Raw genomic sequence first — 15,693 nt, 5'->3', positions numbered from 1 at the left:
TTTTTTTAGAATCCTAAACTTGCAAGTAAATCATCAACTTCATCTTGATTTGCTGCAATATTGTCTGACTGTTTAATGCTATCAAGTGCAGGACCGTGTGGTTCAATACCAGACTGAAGTTCGTCCTTTTCAAGCAGATATTCTCTTTCAGATTCACTGAAATTCATCAGAAATTTTAATAATTTATCTTCTACTTCTGCTACAAGGGAAATAACCTTCTGTATCATCTGACCAGTTAAATCCTGATAATCCTGAGCCATCAGAATGGTTGTCAGCTGTTCTGACACCTTTGCTGCATTCTTCTTTGTATCACGAATCAGAGTATCAACATTCTTGCATAAAGTTACAAAGTTATCTCTGTCGATACGTCCGTGCATTAAAGCACTCCATGCAGGCAGCAGCTTTTCTACACTGTCATTGAGTTTATCAACCATAGGCTGGCATGCATCCACAGCATCAAGGGTTTTATTTGCCGCATTACCTGTCATGCTGATGATACTTGTCAGTCGCTCTGATGCTCTTGGCATATCTACGTTAGCTATTACTCTTAATCGATCATCTTCAGCAAAATCTTTAATTGCATTGTGAAGATCTCGAGTCAAAATGCCAACTTCCTCAAAAACCTTAGACTGCTTGTCTAAAGATGGAAATTTTCCAGCTAACTTGAGCAATGCATCTCTTGCATCATCCTGCATGCCTGCCTCAACAAGCGCACGAAGATCTTCAACATCCTCAAGAGTCAACTGGGCAGCATCATTCGCCATAAGCTAATCTCCTGATTATTCAAATCTTTCGAAGATTTTATCGAGCTTTGCCTTTAAAGTTGCAGCAGTAAATGGCTTAACAATATAGCCATTAACACCTGCTTTTGCAGCTTCAACGATCTGCTCTCGTTTTGCCTCAGCAGTAACCATAAGTACAGGCATTGCCTTTAGCTTTGGACTTTTACGAATATTCTTCAGAAGGTCAATACCCTGCATGATAGGCATATTCCAGTCTGTTACAACGAAATCAAAGTCGCCAGCCTCAAGCATTGGCAGAGCGGTAGCACCATCGTCGGCCTCATGAGTATTGTTAAAGCCTAAATCTCTTAAAAGATTCTTAATAATACGGCGCATTGTTGAGAAGTCGTCAACAATAAGTATCTTGATGTTCTTATCCAAGATTTTCTCCTTCTTCCATGAAAAATCAGTCTTTTTGCTGATTTTCCTTACTTTTATAAGCAGTATCTATAGAAAATACCACTATTAAAATTCAAATCTGTTACTTAGCCCTTAATTTGCAGTCCAATCTTTGAGCATAGATCTCAATCTTGCCATGGTCTGCGACATAAGCTGGCATATTCTTGATTCACTAAGTTCAAGAACTTTTCCAATTTCCTTCAGGTTTAGTTCTTCATCATAGTACAGTGCCAGAATCTGCTGCTCCTTTTCAGGAAGGTTTTTAATGGCCTCAGCAAGTGATTTCTTAAAACTGCTTGATGCTAGAGTTTCAAAAAGTCTGTCTCTTGTATTATCGCCACCATCTGCAATCACATCATCAGTAACACCTAAATCATCTATGCCGATTATCTGAGTTGATGATGAATCAAGAAGCATCTGATTGTATTTATCAATGTCAACACCAAGCTCATTTGCAATCTCTATGTCTTTTGGCTCTCTGCCAAGCTGATGTGACAGCTTGTTTATAGCCTGAGAAATACTTCTTGTATTCTGATGAACAGATCGTGGAGCCCAGTCAGACTGTCTTAACTCATCAATCATAGCACCACGTATTCTTATTGATGCATATGTATCAAATGATGCACCATGACCTTCCTCATAGTGGGATACGGCATCGATAAGGCCAATCATTCCAGATTGAATGAGATCGTCAACTTCAACGCAGGCAGGCAGACGAGCCTTCATGTGAAGAGCAATACGCTTAACAAGAGGTGCATACTCTTCAACCTTTGCAGAAATATCAAGGCGTGCCTGCGCCTGATATATCTTTGCTCCATTAACCTTACCTGACATAAACAATCTCTTTTTTATTTCTTATTAACCAGGTTTTCGACAAAGAACTGCAGATGTCCACCTGCAACCTCAGGGATTGGCCAGCTTGTTATTCTGTTTGCAAGTGTCTTGAATGCTCTTGCTGCAGGTGATGTTGGGAATACATCAACAACACATGATCTCTGTCTTATTGCTTTTCTCATGTTCAGATCAACAGGAATACATGCTACAAGTTCAAGTGTGGCATCGATAAATCTCTCTGTTACGGTAACAAGCTTCTGGTACATAAGCTTGCCTTCGTCTAGAGAATGCAGAGAGTTACCTACAATCTTGAACTTTTTAACACCATAGTCTCTTGATAAGACTTTCATCTGTGCATAGGCATCAGCAACAGAGGTTGGCTCATTACATACAACCATCAGAACATCCTGAGCTGCTCTACAGAATGATAGAACCATGTCTGAAATACCGGCTGCAGTATCAACAATTAAGAAATCAACGTCTTCATCTAGGGTTGAGAAAGCTCTTATAAGACCTGCGTGCTGCTCTGTTGTAAGCTCTACCATCTGCTTTAAACCAGATGATGCAGGAACGATTCTAAGACCATATGGACCTGTCTGAAGAATATCCTTTAGTTCGCACTCGCCACTTAATACATGACCTAAGTTCTTGTCAACCTTCAAACCTAACATAACATCGATGTTAGCAAGACCTAAGTCAGCATCAAAGAGCATTACCTTTTTACCAAGCTGGCATAAGGCAACGGCAAGATTCAAGGATACGCTTGACTTACCTACACCACCTTTACCACCAGTAACGGTAATTACCTTTACTTTACGTTGTGAATTTGCTGCTTCCTGTACCATTTTCTGCCCTTGTTTTTGAACATGTATTCGTTATTTACTAAAAGCCAAAGCTTCTTTTGCGACATCATTCTCTACAGCGCTTAAAGCTTTAACTGCAATATCCTTTGCACTTGGAACACTCAGATCTTCAGGAACTCTCTGACCGTCAGTGCAGTAAGAAAGCTTAAGTTTTTCCTTAATGCAAAGACACAGTGCATCTGCTAAAGACTGACTTTCATCAATCTTTGTAAGAATAAGACCTTTTATTCCCAATGAGCTAAAGTGCTCATATGCCTGCTCCAGCACTCTTCTTTGTGCAGTTGCAGGTAAAACCAGATAATGCTTCAGATTAAGCTTTGACTGTTCTTTGAGTTTTGCAAGTTGTGTGCCAAATCTTTCATCATTAAGACCTACACCTACTGTATCGACAAGAACCAAACTCTTGTCTTTGAGGGTATAAAGCATCTGTGGCAATTCATCTAAAGACTTGATGGCAAAGCTTGAACAGCCCATAATACGACCATAGGTCTTTACCTGTTCCACAGCTCCAATTCTGTAATGATCGGCAGTAATTAAAGCTACTCTGTCTGCACCATATTTCATAACAAAACGTGCTGCAAGCTTTGCTAAAGTTGTTGTTTTTCCGACACCTGCAGGACCTATTAGTGTCACAATTCCGCCTTCTGTGATGATTTCATCATTTCCGGTCTTAATCTTCTTTTCTAAAATTCCAGCAAGCTGTCGCCATGCAAAATTAAATGAAGCATCTGAATCAATTTCATCAGATAGAGAAGATGATACGCTCCTATCAAAACCACTTGATAAAAGAAGCTCATAAATCATTGCTTTTACAGGCTCTTCACGCTTTTTGCTGTCTGACATTAAGCCGGCAAGTTCAAACTGCAGCAGACGTCTTATTGAATCAACATCCTGACGCATCTTTTTGAGTTCTTCACTTTCCTTTTCAGATGCAAAGCTCTTGTATGATGAAATACCGTGGGTATTTTCAACTTTCTCTTTTACGTCATTATTCTGTTTGAACAGATCTTTAAGACCTGACTGTGCATATAAAGGTGCAGGAGGCTCTGAATTTGCAGAGTTTGACTTAACAGCTGATTTTTGTACCTTGCTCTGTTCCTGTTTCTGTCTTTCCAGGATCTCAAGAAGGCTCTTTGCAAATTCTGATGATTTACGTTCTGAAACTTTGCTGCCTTTTGGACTGGTTGCAGCTTTAGACAGGGTGACCTCATCATCCTTGATTGTTCTTGATGAAGTCTTCTTTTTTGCATCTGCCTTCACAAGCTCAAGAGAGTCTGTTTCAACACCTGCAATGATTTCAACGCCTTCTGCTACGCGTTTATTAGACATAATAACGGCTTCAGCACCCAATTCCTCTTTAATCAAAGATAATGCTGAGCGCATGTCTGCGGCAACGAAGCGTTTTAATTTCATACCTAAACCATTAATATTTATAATTCTGCTATGTATCCCATTAACTGATAATGGTTATCATATAAGTTCACTTACTTGAATTTTCTAAAAAAAAATTCTGTAAGTCAATAAAATCAACGTAATTACAATAAATTATGTTAAGTTGATTAAGCTATTTTTTATTATTTTGTTATCTTTGTTGTGTTTTAGACAGTTGCCTATTTTATTGTAATTATGTTTTTTTGCAAACGTTTGCCGTAAAGTCAATTCAAGCAGACTAAGAAAAATTGCAAACATGCAGATAAAAAAAACTGATATATGATTTTTGCATGATTCATTAAGTGTATATTGAGATAAGCGTAAATATCACATTGTGATATTTACACTGAAAATTAAAGTCAGATTTACTGGCAGTTTTTCAGATAACAGATATCTTTTTCAAAATCATCAAGTTTCTCTTTACTGTCCTTGTTTGTTTCTACAGATACACATGCGCCTTCATGAATTATTTCATCCATCACCCACCTGATATCAAGATTGCCTGTGCCCAGATGCGGATGTGCATCATAAGGAGATGTCATATCGGTAATATCTGACAGATGATACATTCTAGGTGTTAACTTTTTAATTTCCTTTAAGAATGAATATGGCTCAATATTTTGTGAATTAGCTGAACAAACTGCATGGCCAATGTCAAAACAAAGACCACAGGATGCTGTATCCATTATCAGTTTCAGCTCGTCTACTGTAGCACCTCTGCAAAAGTTACCTCCCATTTTATTTGGAAGTGCAACAAATGGCTTATTCTCGATTAGTGCTCTTTGCTCTCTAAAAGATGAAAGCTGTTTTGCAGTTTCATTTACATCACCATCAATACCCCCGTGGAATATGATGCTCTCAGCTTTTAACTCATCTGCAAAAAGTCTGCTCTGCTCATAAATTTCCATATTTCGCGCTCTGTTTTCTCTTTTTGCAAGATTAAAACCGTGTGCAAAATGAGCATTGTGAATGATAAAAGGGATCTTCAGCTTTTTCCATGCGCTTAATGTATCTGTTGTATCAGGAACTACATATAACTCTATATAATCATAAATACCAAGTGAATATAATCTGCAGGCTTCTTTCAAATAATGATCGGTATTAACTGACCAGAGTTTTAATCCTGCTTTTATATTTTTTCTGTTCAAAATTTACCCTCCGTTTTTCAGTTAATCTTAAAACAAAAAGAAAAAAATCCATACAGGAGTTTTTCTGTATGGATCATATATGCGTTTCATATTCTTTTTTATACTATTCTATATTAACTGCCTTTTCACTAGTTTTATTGATGGTTACATAGTATTTATCGTTATTCTTTATAAGACAGAACTTGTATACTCCAACCTGTGGAGGATAGAAGGTTAAATCCTCATACATAGAATCAGGATTGAGCTCAATCCCCACATTGTCACCTTCCTTGATGGTACCAATTCTTGTATAACCAAAATTTGTACCTCTGCTCCAGTCTCTGTCAGCAAACTTGAACTTTGTTGTACGAACAAGTCTGGTATTCACACACCCACCAACGTCAGTCTGTTTTAATGCATACTCGTCAGTTGCATCATAGTTGTTCATCTGACCTCTAAGATATATAACCTTACCATTGATTATATAATCTTCTGCTGCATGCACTGCAAAAACAATTCCGCATAGTATAAGCATGCCAGTAGCAAAATATTTCAAAGCTTTCATTTTATTATTATCCGTGACTTCAATACGTTTGTTTGATTGAATATATGTTACAAATTATTTTTAGCACAATCAAAGCGGATCTTATAAAGATTTGATATAGAGCAATAAAAAAGAGCACCTATATCTATTTTTGTGCTCTTTTTAAAACTTTTTTTGCTTTAATTTATCTGATTTGATGCATTTCCTATCACATTGACGATCTTAATCTGTTTGTCATCAGGAATTTCCTGATAAGACAATACTCTAAGACCAGGAATAGTATTCTTTACAAATCTTGAGAGTGTTGATCTTAAAATACCAGAAGTTAGTAAAATTGCAGGCTCTCCTTCCATTTCCTGATTGTTTGAAGCTTCCATTAATGAATGCTGAAGTCTTTCTGCCATACCAGGTTCAATGCCTACACCTTCAGCACCGCCTGTCTCCAGTGATTTGTGCAGCACCTTTTCAAGATCAGGAGCCAGCGTAATTACAGGAATTATATTCTCTGAGCCTACAATATCCTGAACAATCAGACGTCTTAAACCAATTCTGCTTGCAGCTGTAAGTACCTCCGGATCCTGACTCTTAGGTCCGTACTCAACAAGTGTTTCAAGAATAGTTCTCATATCTCTGATTGGCACTCCTTCATTTAAAAGATTCTGAAGGATGTGTGTTAAAAGACCTAAGCTTACAACACCAGGTACAAGACCGTTTACAAGTTTAGGCTGAGTTTTTGCAACGATATCAAGAATATTCTGAACCTCTTCCTGTCCTATTAAGGATGCAGAATTATTAACAAGGATCTGAGATAAATGAGTTGCGATGACTGTTGAACAGTCAACAACCGTATAACCAAGACCTAAAGCCTTGTCATTATCCTGTTTTGAAATCCATACAGCATCAAGACCGAATGCAGGATCTTTTGACTTGATACCGGGAATATCACCAAACACCTGACCTGGATTGATTGCCATATCGCGCTCAGGCTGAATTTCTGCTTCACCAAAGGTTACGCCCATAAGTGTGATTCTGTAGAAGTTTGGACCTAAATCAAGGTTGTCTCTGATATGTACAGGAGGCACAAGAAAACCAAGATCCTGAGAGAGTTTCTTTCTTACACCCTTTACACGGTTTAAAAGTTCACCATTCTGATTCTTGTCAACCATAGGAATAAGACGATAACCAACCTCAAGGCCGATTACATCAACCTCTGAGACATCATCCCAGCTAAGCTCTTTCTGATCAGGCAGAGGTTTACCATCATTACCAAGTTTTGATGTTTCAATCTCCATTTTAGCCTGCATTTGCTTGGCATCTGCAATTCGTTTGATAAGATAACCTATACCGGCGCAGATTGAAGAGAGCAGCAAGAATGCAAGATGAGGCATTCCAGGAACAAGTCCCATTACAGCAAGTACTGATGAGACGATATACATTGTCTTTGGTTTTGAGAACAGATCTGATACAACCTGCTGTCCCATTTCTGACTGAGAACTTGACTGACGTGTAACAATAATTGCTGATGCAACTGACAGTAACAGTGATGGGATCTGAGCTACAAGACCGTCACCGATTGTAAGAATAGCAAAAATTGAAGCAGCGTCACCAACAGACAGGCCGAAATTGAAAACACCTATGATAATTCCACCTACAAGGTTGATTATCATAATGAGAAGGCCTGCTACAGCATCACCTTTAACGAACTTTGAAGCACCGTCCATTGAACCGTAGAAATCAGCCTCTTTTGTAACATCGATACGTCTTTGTCTTGCTGTATCCTGATCGATAATACCGGCATTAAGATCAGCGTCAATGGACATCTGCTTGCCAGGCATGGCATCAAGAGTAAATCTTGCAGAAACTTCAGCGATACGGCCGGCACCTTTTGTTACCACCATGAAATTGATGATAATCAGGATAGCAAAAACGATGATACCAACTGTATAGTTACCGCCCATCACAACATGACCGAAAGATTCGATAACCTTACCGGCGGCTGCTGTACCATTCTGACCGTTTAAAAGGATCACACGGGTTGATGCAACGTTAAGAGACAGTCTTAAAATAGTTGTCAAAAGCAGAACAGACGGAAAAGATCCAAAATCAAGCGGTTTTGTTGAATAGATAGCTACCAAAAGCACAATCATTGATAAGGCAATATTCAAAGAGAACAGCATATCAAGCAGGAATGGTGGCATTGGGAGCGTGATCATGGACAGACAGGCTAGAACAAGTATTGGAGTACCAACCTTGAACATAGAGATCTTCTTATAGGCGGTTGAACCTATAGACAGACCTTTCATGACCTTGTCGTTTCGTTTAGCCTGTGTAATAAAATCTGTAAAAAATGCAGGAAGTTTCAATTTATCATCCAAGTTCGCGTGTCAAAAATCCGATAATTGCATCAGCTTGCTATTTTCATGCAATAATTATGCCTTAGCAAAAAGCTTATCAAACTTCATTAAAATTTGAATAAGTTCTTTATATTCTTGCCACCTACCTCTATAAAATTCCTGCGCATAGGTGTGAATAACGACATTTTCTGGAAGTTTTGAACCACTTTCAATAAGTGAATAAAATCTTGGTACAAACACGAATTCAAGCCACTGCTCAAAATTCATGGTATCAAGAAAGAAGGGAGACTGACTTAAAAAAGCACTGTCATCAGGTCTGTTTTTTCCGTCAGACCAGATATTAAGCTTTCTCATTACAAGTTCAATTTCCTTTAAGGCAAGCTCAATTTGTTCAATCTTAGTGTTCATTTTCATAAAAATACTGTTCAAGAATAGTAACTGCAGCAAGAGAATCAATTGCGCCTTTATCTTTTGCAAGAGCTCTAAAACCACCCTGTTCAAAGATCTGCCCTTTAGCCTCTTTTGAGGTTAGGCGTTCATCAACAAACTCGACTGGGATCTTGAATTTTTCCTTTAGTCTGTTGCCAAATTTTCTTGCTCTTTTAGTCATCAGCTGTTCAGTACCGTCCATGTTAAGAGGCAGACCGACGACAAATACACTAGGCTGCCAGTCTTTTACTGTTTTTTGCAGTTCTAGCTCATTTGGAATACCGTCTTTTGCTTTTATCTCCTTTAATGGATTAGCACTTTTTGTTACTGTATTACCAACAGCAGCACCGATATGATTAACACCAAAATCAAAACAAAGAACAAAACTCATACGTAAAATGTTCCGTTAATCATGATTCCGTTTCTTCTAGATACTCCAAGAAGTACGGATGAAAATACATTGTAAAGCTTGATTGATTCCATGATCTCATCACCTAATACCATATGAAGAGCATTAGCCTCAAGAGGTGTAGTGATTACCATTGGTAATTTCTTTGAGAATCTTACTCTTAAAAGTTCTGAAATCATCTGAACGTCAAAAGGACTCAGCCTTGAAGAGTTCTGACAAAGACCATCAAGGATCAGAAGATCAACGCTTGTCAGTCTCTCCCACTGAGAGTTCTTTTCTGCAACATCATAGTTTGTATCAGAAACAGATGGCTGACGTTTACGCTTAATCTCGTTTTGATTATTGATTTCCACATCCTTCCAGTACTCGTTTAGAACCTTGTTTGCAATGCAGTTACAAAGCTTTGTTTTACCGGTACCAGGATTTCCTAACAGCAGTAACAAGGATGGTCTTGATGAAATTTTATTTGCTGATGACAGAAAAGCCGGATTGATGCTTTGAGTAAAACTCTGTGCACACAAAAAAGCATCTTGATTGCAGTTATCCTGAACAAATGTCTCAAATACATCCTTACTATCTAAAATACCCTGCTGATAGAAGGAATTAACAAAATTCTTGTGGTTCTCAAGACGCTGTTGAGCAATTTCTCTTGCAGCAAGCTTTGCCTCATATCTTCTGACTTTCTCTATATCAATTTTTTCTTCATTGATTGAATCAGAAAATTGCTTGCCTGACAGTTTTTCAATCTGCGTTACAAGGGTGGAAAAAACGTCTTTTGCCTTACTCATTGAACTTCACTCTAAACAAACATGACTCAAATTAATATACATTATCATACAAGACAACAAAAGATTGTTGTATATTCTGTTAAACAAATAATGCAATATATCAAATTACTGAAAAATATCTTTTTTTTAATATTACAAACATTATATTTTTTTAATTGTCTTTATTATGGATTATTCAACAAAAATGACAAATATTTTTGTTTTACATTTAACATCAAAATGCCCATATAACTGCCCTATTTGTTTTGCAAATGAAGAATACGGAAATATTACAGAAGAATTTCTAGAAGAAATAATTTGCTTTGCAAAGAAACTAAAAGTTAGCTACTTTAATTTTTCTGGTGGAGAACCACTTGTACATCCTCAACTAGAAAAACTCATCAATATAACAGTTAATAATGGAATAGCAGTAAATCTTGTAACATCAGGTTATGGATTATCAGAGGTCAAACTATCATCAATAATTAATGCAGGAATTTCTAGAATCTTTGTTTCACTTAATGGATCAACAGAATTAATCAATTCTGTATCAAGGGATGGATATAAAACATCTGCTAAATCACTTGAGTTGATATCAAGAATTGCACCAGAAAAATCTGCCATAAATTTCTGCGTAGGTTCAGAAAATATCGGCGACTTTATTTCAGTTTCAAATATGGCAAGAAAACTAAATATACCTATGATATGTGTTCTGCTTAGAAAGAAAAATAAAAATGGATTACATTCAGCAAAAATTTCAAATGCTCTGCTTTTAAAGTTAGCACTTGACATAAAAAGAGAAGCTGATAAAGGACTTATAGTTGCTATAGATCCTTGTTTTACAGAACTGTCTACCTTGTTAGAAAATACTAATGCTGTTACATTACCACGAGAATGGCAAGGATGCAGACCAGGTATAAACAGAATAACATTTTATCCTAATAAAACATTTTCAATGTGTCCGCATTTATCAAATAAATACCCTTGCAATCAATTAGTTGAGTTTATATCAAAGACAACTATTAACGGTATAGTCCATAAAACAAGATTATGTTTAATATAATTCCGTTTGGTACATTTTCTACCAAACAAGCCAAGATAGAATTGCTCCAAGAGGAGAAATTGGCAAGGGTATTATGCTATCTCCAATAAGATCGCCTACCCCCTCGCTAACACTATCACTAAGAGCATCTCCAACTTCTTCACTAATACTATCATTCACAGAATCAACTAATTCTGAGGAACCTGTTAAAACAGACTGAACAGAATCAGTAAGAACTGAATTATCTAAGCCTGAATCGTAAACTAATGAAACATCATCAAATTCCTGAGCAACCTCGTGAGTAGTTATAATTGGAATATCAGGATGAGACTCTAATGTATTATTGATATATTCGGTGCTATTTGTGGCTTTTAGCTGTAACTCAGCATAAAGATCGTTATCATCCATAAAAACAATATCTGTTGCAGGATGATTTGTAGTTTCAAATACAGTAGCAAAATATCCCTGCTCTTTTAAAGCATCAACAACTTCTTGTTCAAACACAATTCCTTTGATATTGCTTATGTGTCCGACTAATTCTGACGACTCTAAATCAGAAAAATAGGCGCAGATTTCATCAGGTGAAGCTTCTTTTAATTCTGTGTATCCACGTCTGATAGCATTAAAGACTTCTTCAGATTCAATCATTTGTTTCTCTTATAAGGCTTTCAATTTGCTTATTTATAATTCCCACATAGTCACCTCTGTTAAAATCATATGCCGTTTTATTATTATCATTTGAAATTGAAGGATTTGCTCCATTTTTCATTAATATTTCAACAATATTTACATATTGATCAATAACTGCAAAAATTATCGGAGTATTTCCTTTATTATTCTGAAAATTTACACACCCCCCAGATGCAATTAGTTTATTTAGAATTTTATCTACATTAAACATAGAAGCAATAATGACTGAATTATTACCTTGTGAGCTTGTAGAATTAACATCGACACCTTTTTCAATTAGAGCATCTACCATATTTACAAGGTTTAATTTGACTACAATATTTAAAACGGGAGTTCCTTCATTATCTTTAGTATTCGGATCCGCGCCTTTTTCAAGAAGTAGCATAAACATTTCTTCATCACCTTTCCGTGCGGCCTGAACTAAAAGTGGCTCAACTTTGATATCTCTAATGTTCACATCTACATTTTTTTCAAGTAATCTCTTAGTTATAAGTCTGTGACCACTAGCATAAGAATTTATAAGAGCTGCTTTTATGTATTTATCGCAAAATAAAGCCCCAGACTCCTCAAGTTTTTTTACAACAGTCATTTTGCCCGTTGCATATGCACCAACAAGAGCATTCCAACCATCATTATTACAGATATTGATATTCGCCTTATAATTTAATAAAAAATCAATAATATTAAGCCTTCCATGAAATGCAGCCCATATTAAAAGAGTCCAACCTCTACTATCTCTTGCGTTTATTTCTGCACCTTTATCTATAATTTTTGATGCAAGAGCAAAATATTCACTATCTAACGCTAACTTAAGAATACTGTCTTTACCTTCTTCATAATCATTAACATTAGCATTTAAGGAGAGCATTTTTTCTGCAAGATTTGTAAAACCATGCTCAATAGCCATTCTTAATGGATTATGTCCCTGAATATTTAAATCAAACTGATTTATTTCCAGCAACTTAAATACTAAATTTTCATATCCTTTTTTAATAGAGAATTCAATTAAAGTTAAGTTGGTCTTCTTATCAATCTGATTTACACAATCAGGGTTTGAACCCAGATAATCTAATACCTTATCTATTTTTCCTTGCTCTAGATATTCAAAACATATCTTATTATCTTTGCTTTCTTTATTATTTTTATTCTTTTCTATACTTTCTTGAGTCATTTGTATTTTCCTAAAAATGTTTTTTTTACAAAATAATAAATAAACAAGATCTCGTAAATCGAAAAATTTAAAATTTATGAAGTAAGACAACAAGTAAATAGCGCATATTCAACAGATATTTTGAATATACGTTATTTTATGAGACTACAAACCAAAATTTAATTCAGTCTGAACTGGAGTTTTATAAACAGGAATTTCTTTTTCTGATTTTGAATTTAAAAGACTTTCAAAATCTTTTGCACAAAGCAAATCAGATTGTTTTATTTCAATACATTTTACTGTCTTTATAAGCTCATCATTACCAGGGGAAGTATATTCTCCGTTTGAGCGGACAAGCAGTTTTGAGAGCTCATTTTTTACACATTCATGAGCTCCTACCCAGGTACCACCTTTATTCATATCAATAACTGTTTTGCCTCTAACAGTCTTTGTCTGATAAGAGCATGTGATAACGGCAGTATAATTACTACAACCGTAAATAAGTTTATTTCGGTTCATAGCATTAATTCCTGAGAATCTAGAGTATGGAGATGACAAAGAAAGATAAACAGATCTTCCATCCATAATAGATTCTCGGACTTCTTTTATGTTTATTTTTTTAGTTAGGCTATCTGACACAGAAATAACTGTAAATCCACCATTTTTATCGGCCTGAACTTGAGAAATGGTGTCTATTCCTTTAGCTCCACCACTAGATATTCCGTAATTATTTTCAACTGCAAGCTCTACTAATTTGTTTGTAAAAGAAACTGACTCTGAGTCATCATCAATATTTCTAGAACCAACAACTCCAAGAAAGTCAATGTTATCTATATTTTGAATATTTCCTGAGTAATAAATCACTGAAGGTAAAGCAAATGAAGATTTTGAAAACTTGTTTCTTAATTTTGATGGATATAATTCTTTATTTGCTCTAGTTACTACTCTAACACCTTCATTTTGTAGTTTTGAAAGCTGTATATACAGTTGAGTATGTCTTTTAAGTAAAGCAGGAATTCTTGTTTCAAAATCTTTATTCTTCAATTTTGAAAACAATTCTTTATTCTGATTTACAAGATCATAAATCGAGTTTTCTGACATTGAAAAAAGATTGGCAGGCTCTAGATTACTTTTAAACAAAGCCTTCGCAAAACAACTATATGCAGCATCTGTCAATGGATATAGACCAGATTCATTCAAAGCAATATCAGAGCATAAAAGCAATGTCACAAGTTCATTGTCTGATAATTCCATTTCTAAGAATCTCCGTTTGAAGTATCTGCCAAAGCAAATGGTGTAACGCTTCTAGCCTGACCATATGACATCATAAAATAACCACATACAGTGAATGTCCAACCAGAATCTACCATATCATCGATAAGAATAACATTTTTTTCTTTAATTTTATCGATTTCACTTTCATTTAAAGTAAACGATTTTTCAACATTTGCACGTTGCAAACAAGAGTTGTGCATGGTTTTCTGTTCTGGTGAATTTATTGATTTCTTAAGTACATCGCAACATGGAATATTTAATTTATGTGCTACTTTATATGCAAAATCTCTAACAAGATATGGTCTTCTCAATGATGGTATGTATGCAATAATATCAGGAGATTTTATTTTACTTTCACTAATAAGGTAATTAATCATAATAACCATTTGCTCTACAAGTTCATCAGAAAAGAATCCTTTTTTATACTTTCCATCAGAGACAAGTGTACCAAGCCCTACATTATATTTTGAAAGAAAAAATCCAGGTTCATTAATATAATCAAGATTATGATTATTTACTTTTTTTCTTGGTTTTATTTTGTTGATATCTGAATTTATAGTGTATGGATGAAGCAGAAAATTCTTAGCTTTTACTAAGTTATCTTCTTCAACTTCGATTGATGGAATTTCTTTTTTGCAATTCATACATTTTCCACATTTTTTTGGTTTCGGATCATTTAATTGTTTAGATATAAATTCCATCAAACAGCCTTTGTAATGATAAAATTCCTCCATCACGCTAAGGTCTTTTTCTTTAATGTTATTGATATAACTTTTCTCTTTAATATAAGAGTCAAGATTATCTGGCTCAAATGTTCTTAAATAATTACTTCCATTATGGCGAAATTATGGATCAGCACTAAGTTCACACTTTTGAACAAAGTATAAACATTGGATGCATAATTCGTGTTTATACCGCTCAACAAGCTTAAGCGGTGTTCTTTAACAGTTATTGTAATATACAAAAATAGGATTTGTGAAATAGAGGTGAAAGGTATAACTTCTAAAGTTATCCTTTTGATTGTGTTGTATTACTGTTCATCCGAATCTGTTTGTTCAACTCTGTCAAACCAGTAGTCATATAGATAGATAAGTAATGATTCTAGACCCATATTTTGACATCTAGATTTAATGAGTTTGAAAGAATAAGGCTTCTTCTTACCCTCTTTAATGGACATTCTCTGTCTGATATAGCTTAGAACAGCGGTGCCGATTTTATTGAAAGCTGCTACATTCTTTATTGTAGTAGGTAAGCATGCTTGTAAGGCATCCTGATGGAAAAGAAGAGGACTATCCAATACAGCATGGCTTGTTTCAATTTGCCAGTAATCTTCAATGCTAGCTACAACCTGTTGTAGAGTATATTCTTCTGCATAAGCTAGTGATGAAATGTAGTAGGTAACATCCTCTGTTTCTTTTATCTGTTCATCATTGACGTAGTACCTAGAGCATTTAATATACTTAATCAGAGTTCTGACGTTCTTATGCTTAATGTTGATGCGAGGATCTAAATATGGCTCAGCAGGTAATATTTCAATTTTTGTAGAATCATATCTGCCATGATCTCGTTTATTCTGCTTATTAGTAGGTTTCTTTGA

The 15,693-nt window shown here is 35.5% G+C and carries 17 protein-coding genes; 1 reads left to right on the top strand and 16 read right to left on the bottom strand.

The genetic code is table 11. The features are described from left to right. Positions 1–5 precede the first annotated feature (5 nt). From J5V48_RS01850 to J5V48_RS01800, 11 genes are all read right to left on the bottom strand, one after another. On the bottom strand, positions 6–764 hold the full coding sequence (locus tag J5V48_RS01850; RefSeq protein ID WP_219936428.1) for a protein phosphatase CheZ: 759 nt from the start codon (positions 762–764) through the stop codon (positions 6–8). Between the two features lie 15 nt (positions 765–779). Continuing rightward, positions 780–1,163 (bottom strand): chemotaxis response regulator CheY, encoded by a 384-nt coding sequence (gene cheY / locus J5V48_RS01845; RefSeq protein WP_219936425.1) that lies wholly within the window; start codon positions 1,161–1,163, stop codon positions 780–782. A gap of 111 nt (positions 1,164–1,274) precedes the next feature. Further along, positions 1,275–1,988 carry an RNA polymerase sigma factor FliA gene (locus J5V48_RS01840; RefSeq protein ID WP_443069877.1) on the bottom strand — a complete coding sequence of 238 codons (714 nt, stop codon included), beginning with the start codon at positions 1,986–1,988 and terminating at the stop codon, positions 1,275–1,277. Between the two features lie 41 nt (positions 1,989–2,029). Beyond that, positions 2,030–2,860, bottom strand: a complete 831-nt coding sequence (locus J5V48_RS01835; protein WP_219936420.1) for a MinD/ParA family ATP-binding protein — start codon at positions 2,858–2,860, stop codon at positions 2,030–2,032. Positions 2,861–2,890: 30 nt separating this feature from the next. Then, entirely contained in the window at positions 2,891–4,291 is a 1,401-nt protein-coding gene (gene flhF, locus J5V48_RS01830; protein ID WP_219936414.1) for a flagellar biosynthesis protein FlhF, read from the bottom strand. 383 nt (positions 4,292–4,674) lie between these two features. Beyond that, positions 4,675–5,457: a sugar phosphate isomerase/epimerase family protein gene (locus J5V48_RS01825; protein WP_219936411.1), complete on the bottom strand. Its 783-nt coding sequence runs from the start codon at positions 5,455–5,457 to the stop codon at positions 4,675–4,677. 103 nt (positions 5,458–5,560) lie between these two features. Then, entirely contained in the window at positions 5,561–6,001 is a 441-nt protein-coding gene (locus tag J5V48_RS01820; RefSeq protein WP_219936407.1) for an early set domain-containing protein, read from the bottom strand. 158 nt (positions 6,002–6,159) lie between these two features. Further along, positions 6,160–8,283 (bottom strand): flagellar biosynthesis protein FlhA, encoded by a 2,124-nt coding sequence (flhA, locus tag J5V48_RS01815; protein WP_219936615.1) that lies wholly within the window; start codon positions 8,281–8,283, stop codon positions 6,160–6,162. A 126-nt stretch (positions 8,284–8,409) separates the two neighbouring features. Continuing rightward, a complete protein-coding gene (locus J5V48_RS01810; protein ID WP_219936404.1) occupies positions 8,410–8,748 on the bottom strand; it encodes a YqcC family protein in 339 nt (112 codons plus the stop codon). Next, a complete protein-coding gene (gene ruvX, locus J5V48_RS01805; protein WP_219936401.1) occupies positions 8,732–9,154 on the bottom strand; it encodes a Holliday junction resolvase RuvX in 423 nt (140 codons plus the stop codon). Before ruvX ends, J5V48_RS01810 begins: the two co-directional genes overlap by 17 nt. Beyond that, positions 9,151–9,960 carry an nSTAND3 domain-containing NTPase gene (locus J5V48_RS01800; protein WP_219936394.1) on the bottom strand — a complete coding sequence of 270 codons (810 nt, stop codon included), beginning with the start codon at positions 9,958–9,960 and terminating at the stop codon, positions 9,151–9,153. Before J5V48_RS01800 ends, ruvX begins: the two co-directional genes overlap by 4 nt. A 166-nt stretch (positions 9,961–10,126) precedes the next feature. On the opposite strand from J5V48_RS01800, the gene J5V48_RS01795 reads away from it, so the two are divergent. Next, a complete protein-coding gene (locus J5V48_RS01795; protein ID WP_219936391.1) occupies positions 10,127–11,002 on the top strand; it encodes a radical SAM protein in 876 nt (291 codons plus the stop codon). Between the two features lie 18 nt (positions 11,003–11,020). Here the strand turns inward: J5V48_RS01795 and J5V48_RS01790 are convergent, their stop codons facing one another. The 5 genes from J5V48_RS01790 to J5V48_RS01770 all read right to left on the bottom strand — a co-directional run. Next, positions 11,021–11,629 (bottom strand): hypothetical protein, encoded by a 609-nt coding sequence (locus J5V48_RS01790; protein ID WP_219936389.1) that lies wholly within the window; start codon positions 11,627–11,629, stop codon positions 11,021–11,023. Further along, on the bottom strand, positions 11,622–12,842 hold the full coding sequence (locus tag J5V48_RS01785) for an ankyrin repeat domain-containing protein (protein WP_219936386.1): 1,221 nt from the start codon (positions 12,840–12,842) through the stop codon (positions 11,622–11,624). The genes J5V48_RS01790 and J5V48_RS01785 overlap by 8 nt, the downstream gene beginning before the upstream one ends. A gap of 144 nt (positions 12,843–12,986) precedes the next feature. Then, positions 12,987–14,075 carry a DNA-processing protein DprA gene (locus J5V48_RS01780; RefSeq protein ID WP_219936383.1) on the bottom strand — a complete coding sequence of 363 codons (1,089 nt, stop codon included), beginning with the start codon at positions 14,073–14,075 and terminating at the stop codon, positions 12,987–12,989. 2 nt (positions 14,076–14,077) lie between these two features. Continuing rightward, the gene (locus J5V48_RS01775; protein WP_219936378.1) at positions 14,078–14,797 is read right to left on the bottom strand and encodes a phosphoribosyltransferase; all 720 of its coding nucleotides are present in this window, start codon (positions 14,795–14,797) and stop codon (positions 14,078–14,080) included. A gap of 329 nt (positions 14,798–15,126) precedes the next feature. Further along, a partial coding sequence (locus J5V48_RS01770; protein ID WP_219936376.1) for a hypothetical protein occupies positions 15,127–15,693 on the bottom strand: 567 nt, incomplete at its 5' end.

Source organism: Succinivibrio faecicola (genome assembly GCF_019448115.1).
Taxonomy (GTDB): domain Bacteria; phylum Pseudomonadota; class Gammaproteobacteria; order Enterobacterales; family Succinivibrionaceae; genus Succinivibrio; species Succinivibrio faecicola.
This window is presented reverse-complemented; position numbering and strand designations above follow the sequence as displayed.

Excerpts from the sequence above, each read along its gene's own strand:
- J5V48_RS01820 (WP_219936407.1), bottom strand. The coding sequence starts at position 6,001 with ATGAAAGCTTTGAAATATTTTGCTACTGGCATGCTTATACTATGCGGA.
- J5V48_RS01800 (WP_219936394.1), bottom strand. The coding sequence starts at position 9,960 with ATGAGTAAGGCAAAAGACGTTTTTTCCACCCTTGTAACGCAGATTGAA.
- J5V48_RS01780 (WP_219936383.1), bottom strand. The coding sequence starts at position 14,075 with ATGGAATTATCAGACAATGAACTTGTGACATTGCTTTTATGCTCTGAT.
- J5V48_RS01850 (WP_219936428.1), bottom strand. The coding sequence starts at position 764 with ATGGCGAATGATGCTGCCCAGTTGACTCTTGAGGATGTTGAAGATCTT.
- flhF (WP_219936414.1), bottom strand. The coding sequence starts at position 4,291 with ATGAAATTAAAACGCTTCGTTGCCGCAGACATGCGCTCAGCATTATCT.
- flhA (WP_219936615.1), bottom strand. The coding sequence starts at position 8,283 with ATGAAAGGTCTGTCTATAGGTTCAACCGCCTATAAGAAGATCTCTATG.
- J5V48_RS01790 (WP_219936389.1), bottom strand. The coding sequence starts at position 11,629 with ATGATTGAATCTGAAGAAGTCTTTAATGCTATCAGACGTGGATACACA.
- J5V48_RS01835 (WP_219936420.1), bottom strand. The coding sequence starts at position 2,860 with ATGGTACAGGAAGCAGCAAATTCACAACGTAAAGTAAAGGTAATTACC.
- J5V48_RS01775 (WP_219936378.1), bottom strand. The coding sequence starts at position 14,797 with ATGGAATTTATATCTAAACAATTAAATGATCCGAAACCAAAAAAATGT.
- J5V48_RS01795 (WP_219936391.1), top strand. The coding sequence starts at position 10,127 with ATGGATTATTCAACAAAAATGACAAATATTTTTGTTTTACATTTAACA.
- J5V48_RS01810 (WP_219936404.1), bottom strand. The coding sequence starts at position 8,748 with ATGAAAATGAACACTAAGATTGAACAAATTGAGCTTGCCTTAAAGGAA.
- ruvX (WP_219936401.1), bottom strand. The coding sequence starts at position 9,154 with ATGAGTTTTGTTCTTTGTTTTGATTTTGGTGTTAATCATATCGGTGCT.
- J5V48_RS01785 (WP_219936386.1), bottom strand. The coding sequence starts at position 12,842 with ATGACTCAAGAAAGTATAGAAAAGAATAAAAATAATAAAGAAAGCAAA.